Source organism: Psychrobacter sp. (assembly GCF_030454045.1).
Classification (GTDB): domain Bacteria; phylum Pseudomonadota; class Gammaproteobacteria; order Pseudomonadales; family Moraxellaceae; genus Psychrobacter.
In genome coordinates this window covers 1-8,902 of sequence record NZ_JAKDJE010000098.1, presented here as the reverse complement: position 1 = coordinate 8,902, position 8,902 = coordinate 1, and the positions used below count along the sequence as shown (strand labels likewise).

The window sequence follows — 8,902 nt, the reverse complement described above, 5'->3', positions numbered from 1 at the left end:
ACAATTAAAACAATGGGTTAAACAGGGTTTGAACTAGTTATCTAGGACAGCCCCAAAAATTAAGCTATTAAGTCAGTCCACTCTATAAATGGATTATCCATCAATTTCCAATGTTCAGGACCTTCTGCCATTTCTTCATCATTAAGCAAGCAATTATTGAACTTATCAATAAGATTTGACTCATCCATCTCCATGCCTATTAGCACAATCTCTTGACGCGCATCGCCTGTACTCGTGTCCCAATTACTTTCTATGATGTCACGGTTTTGCTGATCTTGTGGCCATTGCTCTTCAGGAATGGTTGCCCACCAATATCCAGCTAGACCATGTCTAGCCATCGCGCCCGCTTGTGACCAAGAACCTGCCAGTTTGGGATGAGATGCTAGCCAAAAAAAACCTTTAGATCGAATCACACCTTTCCACTCTGTATTAATAAAATCGTAAAACCGCTGCGGATGAAAGGGGCGTCTAGCACGATAAACAAAACTACTGATGCCATACTCTTCCGTTTCAGGTGTATGTTCCCCTCTAAGCTCTTTTAGCCAACCTGGTGCTTCAGAGGCTTCATCAAAATCGAATAAATTTGTGTTCAACAACTTATCTAAATCTACTTGACCAAATTGAGAAATTTCAATATTAGCTCGCGGATTTAACGAGTGAATAATTGCCAGCAATCTTTCTTTTTCAGCATCTGAAATCAAATCAATTTTATTCAACACAATGACGTCACAAAATTCGATTTGATCAATCAATAAGTCGACCACGGTGCGTTGGTCCTCCTCACCCAATGATTCGCCTCGAGACTGTATACTGTCATAAGAGCTATAGTCCTTTAAAAAATTAAAGGCATCAACGACGGTCACCATGGTGTCTAGACGGGCAAACTCACTGAGAGAAAAACCATCATCATCTTCAAAAGTAAAGGTTTCCGCAACAGGTAATGGTTCAGAAATGCCAGTTGATTCGATAACCAGTTGATCAAAACGATTGTCTTCTGCCAGACGTCGCACTTCTATCAATAAATCTTCTCGTAAACTGCAGCAAATACAGCCATTACTCATTTCTACGAGTTTTTCATCGGTTCTGGACAACTCAGCTCCACCTTCTCTAACCAATGCTGCGTCAATATTTACCTCAGACATATCATTTACGATAACGGCAATGCGTCTACCTTCACGATTATTCAAAATATGATTGAGTAGCGTAGTTTTACCTGCGCCCAAAAACCCGGACAACACAGTCACAGGCAGTTTTTTTTCGATGGCTAAGGAATTACTCATTGGCTCTCTCTTCTCTATCAATTTATATAAGGGTTATAAAAAATACTTGAAAAATATAGGTACGTAAGATTATGAAAAATAAAAAGCATATCGATTGGTTGCGTTTTTGTCTTAAATGGTGCGAGACAAACAAGGTAAGGATTTACTAAGGTGGTCAGGACCCCAAGTTTGGTAACCAGCACTAGCGGTATGAATTTGCTTAAAACTATAAACCTTAAGTCACATGTTTAACGCCGCTCCTTTCTCCTACCAGAACGTACAAAATCTTTTTTTAGCTTCTAAAATTTATATTGCTTCTAATGTATCTAGCACCTCACTACCTATACGGAAATTTGTATAGGTGAAACAGTAAACATCACTATAGTTGCCAAATATCTTGTAATGTTATAACATAACAATAAATAATTCAACTGAGTTCTAAATATTAATGATTAACGATCTTCCTGATATCTCTGAAAACCTAAATGTAGCACCACATTCTTCTTGTTTAGACTGGGTTGGCATGGAGAATATTGCCTTACCTATTTACATAGAAAATACGCTTTGCCCAAGTCAAGTCAATGCTTTCGTGAGCTTAGATGACCCTGCTGTCAAAGGGATTCACATGTCTAGGCTATACATTCGCCTACTAGAATTAGTCAAATTAAAAACACTCAATTTTTCGCACCTCAAAGACACATTGCAAGATTTCCTCAAGAGTCACGAAGGCTTATCTAGCAATGCAAAACTACATATAAAAAGTCAGCTATATGTCGAGCGTCCCGCATTGATCAGTCCGCTGACTGGCTGGAAAAGCTACCCTTTTGAGCTGGTCTGCCAGCTCATTGATCAGCAATTTTTCTTTGAGGTTCAAGTTGAGATCCCGTATTCATCTACTTGTCCTTGTTCGGCTGCCTTATCACGTAGTTTGATTCAGCAGCAGTTTCAAAAAGCATTGTCAGAGAAACGATTTGATCTGACCAATTCAGAAGAAGTTATCGATTGGTTCGGGACTACCGAGGCGATTGTTGCAACCCCGCATAGTCAGCGTAGCGTGGCCCAATTAAGGTTTAAGGTCTCAACTGAGTTAGCTGAACTGCCACTCATCGCAATCATTGACCAAGCAGAACACGCCCTTGCGACACCTGTGCAAACAGCGGTAAAACGGGTAGATGAACAAGCTTTTGCACTGGCAAATGGACAAAACTTGATGTTCTGTGAAGATGCCGTACGGCGGTTACGTCATACATTCTTAGACTATGCCAATATTTTAGGATTTAAATTCAAAGTCATTCATGCAGAAAGCCTGCATGCACATGACGCTGTTGCAGAAGGTTCATGGCAATGGTGAACGCAAGCACGTCTATTTTCTTAGCAATGGAACATGGCAAAAAAGGTCAAAAGTACTGCTTTGATAAGGTGATGAAGCAGATTCCTTGGAATGAGCAAGGCTTGATAGCAGCGATTGCACAAGATGCCCAAACTAAAGAAGTATTAATGTTGGCTTGGGTCAATGCCGAAACGCTCATAGAAACCTTAACCACTAAAAGAGTCTGCTACTGGTCGCGTTCGAGACAAACTTTATGGCGCAAAGGAGAAAGCTCTGGTTATCACCAGCAGCTTATCGATGCCAAATTAGATTGTGATGGAGATGCTGTTTTATTTTCAGTTCAGCAACATGGCCCCGCCTGTCACACCTTGCGACCCAGTTGTTTTTATCTAGGCTTAGAATTGACACAAGTATCAATCTTAAGCAATCCTTTATCCAATACCAATAAGATATCTTATGATTCGTAAAAACCCATCCGGCGACCTTCCTATCATCGATCAAACGGCCTATGTCGATCAAACGGCTATTATTTGCGGCAAAGTTATTATTCATGCCAATGTCTTCATTGGGCCTTATGCTGTTATCCGCGCTGATGAAGTGGATGCACAAGGTGAAATGGAACCTATTATTATCGGTGCTAATTCAAACATTCAAGATGGAGTAGTTATTCACTCCAAAGCTGGGGCCGCTGTCACCATTGGAGAAAACTCTTCTATTGCTCATCGCTCTATCATTCATGGGCCTTGTAAGATTGGACATCATGTCTTTATAGGATTCAATAGTGTCTTGTTCAATTGCAGAGTCGGTAATAGAAGTGCAGTGAGACACAATGCCGTTGTGGATGGACAAGACTTACCTGATAACTTTTATGTTCCTGCTATCAGTCATATTCACCCCACCACTAACTTAAGTGACTTTCCACCTATGGATGTATCGCTTAATGAGTTTTCAGAAAGTGTGGTAAATGCCAATATCGAGCTGGTGCAAGGATACAAGGCCTTACAAAATGAATTTTAGCAACCTTCCAAAAATCATCATCCGCAATGCTGTCATTGTGAATGAAGGCATTCGGGAAATGGCTGATGTACTGATAGAAAATGGTCGTATCGAAAAAATACAGCCTAGTATTACCGGTGTTTCTCGTGCAGAAAATATCGATGCAGAAGGTGGCTGGCTCATTCCAGGTATGATTGATGATCAAGTGCATTTTAGAGATCCAGGGGCACCGCAAAAAGGCACTGTAAAATCAGAGTCGATGGCGGCGGCGATTGGTGGTATCACAAGCTATATGGATATGCCCAATACGCAGCCTGCGACACTAGATTTGCAAGCATTACAGCAAAAGAAGTTAAATGCCGCAACACATAGCATGGCAAATTACGCCTTTCACTTCGGTGTCAGTGCCGATAATATTGATATTGTCGAAAACCTAGACCCTAAGCTTGTTAGTGGCGTTAAAGTTTTTATGGGAGCGTCTACAGGCAATATGCTGGTCGACGACCCGCAAACCCTAGAACGCCTATTTTCGAATGTGCCTACTATTTTGTTGACGCATTGTGAATCAACGCCTCGTATCAAAATGCGCGAGCAACAGTATAAAGAAAAATACGGTGCCGACATTCCTGCCGTCATGCATGGCCGTATTCGTGATAAACAAGCCTGCTTTGAAAGCTCAAGTATGGCGGTTGCACTGGCTGAAAAATATGGTACTCAGCTACACGTATTACATATCACCACAGCTAAAGAGATTTGTCTGTTTAAAAACCTACCACTCGATAAAAAGTATATTACCGCTGAAGTTTGTGTGCATCATTTAAGTTTTGATGATACTGATTATGAAATGCTAGGACATCTCATCAAATGTAATCCAGCCATCAAAACAGTACAGGACCGTCAGGCATTGATTCAAGCGATCTCAGAGTCTAACCGTTTGGATATTATTGGTACTGACCACGCACCGCATACTTGGCAGGAAAAGCAGCAAAGTTACTTCAATGCCCCAGCTGGATTGCCCCTTGTACAACATGCCTTGCCTGCGTTGATGGAATTGGTTGAGGACAAACAGATGAACATCGAAACCATGGTACGCAAGACATCGCATCAAGTGGCAGACTTGTTTCGCATTAAAGACCGAGGCTATATACGCGAAGGATATTGGGCTGATTTGGTATTACTCAAAGAAAATAAAGAAAAAGTCATGGTCAGTGACACTCGTAATTATATGCACTGTAACTGGACGCCTTTTGCACATAAAGCTTTTCGATATTCTGTAGACACCACCATCATCTCAGGGCAACTTGCATGGCATAAAAACCAGCTGTTCCCAAACTGCCGTGGTCAATCTCTTGAAATCGACCGTTAATCACCATAATTATTAATTGACAGATTACTTATGAATATCCAAATAATTAGTCACCAAAATGCTCAGCAACTTTCAATTGAAGACCCTATATCGATCGCTACCTTATTAGAAACCTATAAACCGCCTGCTTATAAAAAAGTGTTTTTGGCGAAAGTTGGTAGCCGATATGTTGATTTACAACATCTCATAACTGAAGACTGCCACATCCAGCTTATCACGTCTCAAGATGACGAGGCTTCAATGCTTCAACGTGATTCATTTGCTTATCTTCTTGTGAAATCAGTTTTAAACTTACACCCAAATGCCAAGCCCATACAGTATCAAACCACAGATACTGGTTTTTATTATGATTTTGCAGAGACGCCTAATTTTAACGAAGATCACCTCAATGACATATCAAACGGCATGCAAAATATTGTTCAACAAAAGCAGCCCATAGTAGGTCGTGACGTCTCTCTAACTGATGCTATTGCTTACTTCGGCTCAGAAAACCCACTTAAATCAGAACATTTAAAACAGTATAGAGAACAAAGCGAGTCAATAACGACCTTATTTCAACCACTTGATGATAGTGTGAATGATATCTATCTATTCCCTTTGGTTGCTAACACCTCATTTTTGCCAAACTTCAAAATCACTCATGTATCAGGTGCCTATTGGCAAGGTGATGCAAGTCAGCCTATGTTGCAACGAATCTATGTCACTTGCTGGGCTACTCGAAAACAACTGACCGATTATCTGAAGCAACAAGAAGAAGCAGCAAAAAGAGATCACAGAAAATTATCACAGCAACTGGACCTGTTACATTTTGACGAACGAGCACCAGGAGCTGTTTTTTGGCATGCGAAAGGTTGGAAAATATTTCAATTACTGACGGGGTATTTACGCCATCAGCAGGAAGAGGCAGGGTATATTGAGGTCAATACACCAGACGTTATGGATAGAGAGCTATGGGAGATTTCAGGACATTGGCAAAACTATAAACAGCAAATGTTTGCGGTAGAGACACCTGATGAAAAAACCTACGCGTTAAAACCAATGAGCTGTCCTGGTGCTGTTTGTCTCTACGGTCATGATTTAAAAAGCTATAGAGAGTTACCACTTAAAATGGCGGAATTTGGTAAAGTTCACCGTTATGAGCCTTCAGGATCACTGCACGGCTTAATGCGAGTTCGACATTTTACTCAGGACGATGCGCACATATTTTGTACCAAAGACCAGCTCCTATCAGAGTGTGTCAGTGCCATCCGCTTGATTTATAAAATCTACCAGCATTTTGGGTTTGACAATATTTCTATCAAAGTATCTACTCGTCCAAAAAATAGAATAGGGTCTGAGCAAACATGGGATTTTTTAGAACAGACGCTCATTCAATCTTTGCAAGACATTGATATCGCCTATGAGGTCAGTGAAGGAGAAGGTGCATTTTATGGACCTAAAATTGAATTTACGCTAAAAGATGCGATCGGTAGAGAATGGCAATGTGGCACCATTCAAGTAGATTTAAACCTCCCAGAGCGCTTTGATCTCAGCTATATTAACGAAGATAATCAGAAACAGAAACCGGTCATGCTACACCGCGCTATATTCGGTTCACTTGAACGGTTTATCGGCATTTTGATTGAGCACTACGCAGGTCACCTACCTTTTTGGCTTGCGCCTGTCCAAGTTATGATAATAACTATTTCTGAACACCAACAGATTTATGCCCAGCAAGTCTTGAAGCAACTACAGAATTTATCATTGCGAGTAGAGTGTGACTTTGGTAAGGATAAACTTGGTTATAAAATTCGCAAGCATACCTTACAAAAAGTACCGTTTCTTTTATTGATTGGAGAAAAAGAGTTGGAGGAATCTAGCGTTAGAGTCCGCACCAGTAAAGGTATGGACTTGGGATTATTGCAAATGGATGAATTAGAAAAGTTTCTTAGACAAGCCATGGTGAGTCAAAATGAAGATAGATAAATTATCGTTTATATGTGTTTTCTTCGCTGATTTTAAAAATGGGTAGGGCTACTCGACGGTATATTTACTGTGTAAGCGGTTAAATTATCCAGGTGATTCATGTGTCTTTGGTGATGTACTAAGAGATCAGTTAAGCCTAATGCACCAAAGTAGTTTCGACGGTTTCGCTATATAATGCGGTGAAAGGCATCAAAAGCTTGTTCGTCACTAGGTTTAATGTTAAAAAACCCTATCCAAGTAGTACGTCAAATAGCTTTTTGACAGCGGCCTGCCTTTGCTCGGTCAACGGGTGGATATAACTTAAGCGTAAAAAATTTTTATATTGACCCGATGCCGAGAAAAGTGAGCCGGGTGTCATGATCACGCCTTGCTCTAATACTTTATTATAACTGCGCTGTGTGTTGATGGTTTCATCTAACTCTACCCACATAGAAATGCCACCTTGGGCGTGGGTATAGCGAATTTTGTCACTCCAATGAGTATCTAATAAGGTCATCAGATCCCTTTGTTGTTGCTTTAGCGTATTGACCTGTTGAGCAATGTAACGTCTGTAATGACCTTCTTCTAAAAATGTTGCCAAACCCTGCTGAGTGGATTCGCTAGAGGAGAGCTGGGTAACCAGTTTCAATTGAGTAATCTTGTCGTGCCACTTACCACCAAACACCCAGCCAATCCTTAAATCTCGCGATAAACTTTTCGAGAAAGAGCTGCACAGAATAACTTGTCCGTTAGGATCGAATTTCTTCAATGGTTCGGCTGTAAAAGGCGGAAAAGCCAAATCCCCATAAATATCGTCCTCTATGATGCAAAAATCTTTTTCAACCGCTAGATTGATTAATGCTCGGCGTGCTTTTTCAGGCATAAACGCCCCAGTGGGCGTGGCGTAGTTTGGCGACACAATACAGGCTTTAATCGGCCACTCTGTTATTTTTTCGACCAAATCTTCAACGCTCAAACCTTCTCTAGGGTCAGCAGCGACCTCGATAATTTTCAGTTTGAGTTGTTCCATGATTTGCAGTACGCCATAAAATGCTGGAGACTCTACTGCTACAGTATCACCGGGTGAGCACGTTGCCATAAGAGAGATGAATAAGGCGTGTTGGCAACCACCGGTAATGCAAACCTGTGATGGATCTTGGTTCAAACTACGGTGACGGTAGTGAGTCACAATGGCATCTTTTAAGCGCATATCGCCACTTGAGTCGTTGTAGTAGAGAGCTTTTTGAGTGGGTCTGGAACGCAATGCTTTGCTTAAGTGCCGGTTTAAAGTGATGAGGTGATTCGCATCATTGGTAACACCAGCCGTTGGCAAAATATCAAAGGCGGCACTGCGTGTCATGATGTCTTTTAAGATGGCTGGAACGGTTACGTCTCTGGGAGCAGCGGGTGGGTTAATGCGCTTTGGCGAGAGACGGTCATTTGGTGTCGTGGCTTTGACAAAGTAACCTGATTTTGGGAGCCTTTCCCAAACTCTGTGTAACTGCTTATAATCCAATGTAAAGGAGAATAAGCAATGACAAAAGAAACAGAACTAAAGAAATTAGCCGAACAAATGGCTAAACACGTTGGAAGCTTCGAAGACATCAAAGCATTTCAAAAAGAGCTCATGCAGTCATCAGATAACCTAAGTTATCTGGTAAATTAATTACACTTAGTAGTCTATCTACTTACAGTAATCTGACCACCTGAAAAGCTGATACACCCTTCACAAAACCAAGAATTTAACCTCCTTGCATAAGGTACATCTGCTGGGACATCTAGTTGATAGGGACGACCACAGTACTCACAGTGTACGTCATCTAAATAAACCTGACATTTTGCAAGTGTAGCAAACAATTCATCAAACTCTATGTTGTGGTCGTAACAAAGCAGTTCTAAATGCGCTATATAATCACTGGGCGACACATAGGACCAATACTCATGGCACAAACGGAGACCATCCCGAATTCTGTGTAACTGCCGTTTAGATTAAATGCTTGCTGATAC

8 protein-coding genes and 1 pseudogene are annotated in these 8,902 nt (G+C 41.1%); 7 read left to right on the top strand and 2 right to left on the bottom strand.

Annotation, left to right across the window (positions count from 1 at the left end; genetic code table 11):
* Nucleotides 1–59: 59 nt before the first annotated feature.
* A complete protein-coding gene (gene zigA / locus L0G63_RS12770) occupies nucleotides 60–1,280 on the bottom strand; it encodes a zinc metallochaperone GTPase ZigA (RefSeq protein ID WP_301450993.1) in 1,221 nt (406 codons plus the stop codon).
* Between the two features lie 427 nt (nucleotides 1,281–1,707).
* On the opposite strand from zigA, the gene folE2 reads away from it, so the two are divergent.
* The 6 genes and pseudogenes from folE2 to L0G63_RS13715 form a co-directional block, all read left to right on the top strand.
* Nucleotides 1,708–2,610: a GTP cyclohydrolase FolE2 gene (folE2, locus tag L0G63_RS12765; RefSeq protein ID WP_301450992.1), complete on the top strand. Its 903-nt coding sequence runs from the start codon at nucleotides 1,708–1,710 to the stop codon at nucleotides 2,608–2,610.
* Nucleotides 2,598–3,056, top strand: a complete 459-nt coding sequence (gene hisI / locus L0G63_RS12760) for a phosphoribosyl-AMP cyclohydrolase (protein ID WP_179288379.1) — start codon at nucleotides 2,598–2,600, stop codon at nucleotides 3,054–3,056. Before folE2 ends, hisI begins: the two co-directional genes overlap by 13 nt.
* Nucleotides 3,046–3,606 carry a carbonate dehydratase gene (locus L0G63_RS12755; RefSeq protein ID WP_095570153.1) on the top strand — a complete coding sequence of 187 codons (561 nt, stop codon included), beginning with the start codon at nucleotides 3,046–3,048 and terminating at the stop codon, nucleotides 3,604–3,606. The genes hisI and L0G63_RS12755 overlap by 11 nt, the downstream gene beginning before the upstream one ends.
* Entirely contained in the window at nucleotides 3,596–4,951 is a 1,356-nt protein-coding gene (locus L0G63_RS12750; protein WP_095570154.1) for a dihydroorotase, read from the top strand. Before L0G63_RS12755 ends, L0G63_RS12750 begins: the two co-directional genes overlap by 11 nt.
* Before the next feature lie 30 nt (nucleotides 4,952–4,981).
* Nucleotides 4,982–6,916 (top strand): threonine--tRNA ligase, encoded by a 1,935-nt coding sequence (thrS, locus tag L0G63_RS12745; protein ID WP_301450991.1) that lies wholly within the window; start codon nucleotides 4,982–4,984, stop codon nucleotides 6,914–6,916.
* 58 nt (nucleotides 6,917–6,974) lie between these two features.
* Nucleotides 6,975–7,091 (top strand): annotated as a pseudogene (locus L0G63_RS13715) (DUF934 domain-containing protein); the annotation flags it as partial.
* Nucleotides 7,092–7,145: 54 nt separating this feature from the next.
* Here L0G63_RS13715 and L0G63_RS12740 read toward each other — a convergent pair.
* Nucleotides 7,146–8,255: a PLP-dependent aminotransferase family protein gene (locus L0G63_RS12740; protein ID WP_301450990.1), complete on the bottom strand. Its 1,110-nt coding sequence runs from the start codon at nucleotides 8,253–8,255 to the stop codon at nucleotides 7,146–7,148.
* Nucleotides 8,256–8,429: 174 nt separating this feature from the next.
* Here L0G63_RS12740 and L0G63_RS12735 point away from each other — a divergent pair, with 174 nt between their 5' ends.
* Nucleotides 8,430–8,561, top strand: coding sequence for a hypothetical protein (locus L0G63_RS12735; RefSeq protein ID WP_301450989.1), 132 nt, complete (start codon nucleotides 8,430–8,432; stop codon nucleotides 8,559–8,561).
* Nucleotides 8,562–8,902: the final 341 nt, after the last annotated feature.

Bases quoted from the DNA above. Each gene is read 5' to 3' on its own strand.
- hisI (WP_179288379.1), top strand. From the start codon at position 2,598: ATGGCAATGGTGAACGCAAGCACGTCTATTTTCTTAGCAATGGAACAT.
- zigA (WP_301450993.1), bottom strand. From the start codon at position 1,280: ATGAGTAATTCCTTAGCCATCGAAAAAAAACTGCCTGTGACTGTGTTG.
- thrS (WP_301450991.1), top strand. From the start codon at position 4,982: ATGAATATCCAAATAATTAGTCACCAAAATGCTCAGCAACTTTCAATT.
- L0G63_RS12735 (WP_301450989.1), top strand. From the start codon at position 8,430: ATGACAAAAGAAACAGAACTAAAGAAATTAGCCGAACAAATGGCTAAA.
- L0G63_RS12750 (WP_095570154.1), top strand. From the start codon at position 3,596: ATGAATTTTAGCAACCTTCCAAAAATCATCATCCGCAATGCTGTCATT.
- L0G63_RS12755 (WP_095570153.1), top strand. From the start codon at position 3,046: ATGATTCGTAAAAACCCATCCGGCGACCTTCCTATCATCGATCAAACG.
- folE2 (WP_301450992.1), top strand. From the start codon at position 1,708: ATGATTAACGATCTTCCTGATATCTCTGAAAACCTAAATGTAGCACCA.
- L0G63_RS12740 (WP_301450990.1), bottom strand. From the start codon at position 8,255: ATGACACGCAGTGCCGCCTTTGATATTTTGCCAACGGCTGGTGTTACC.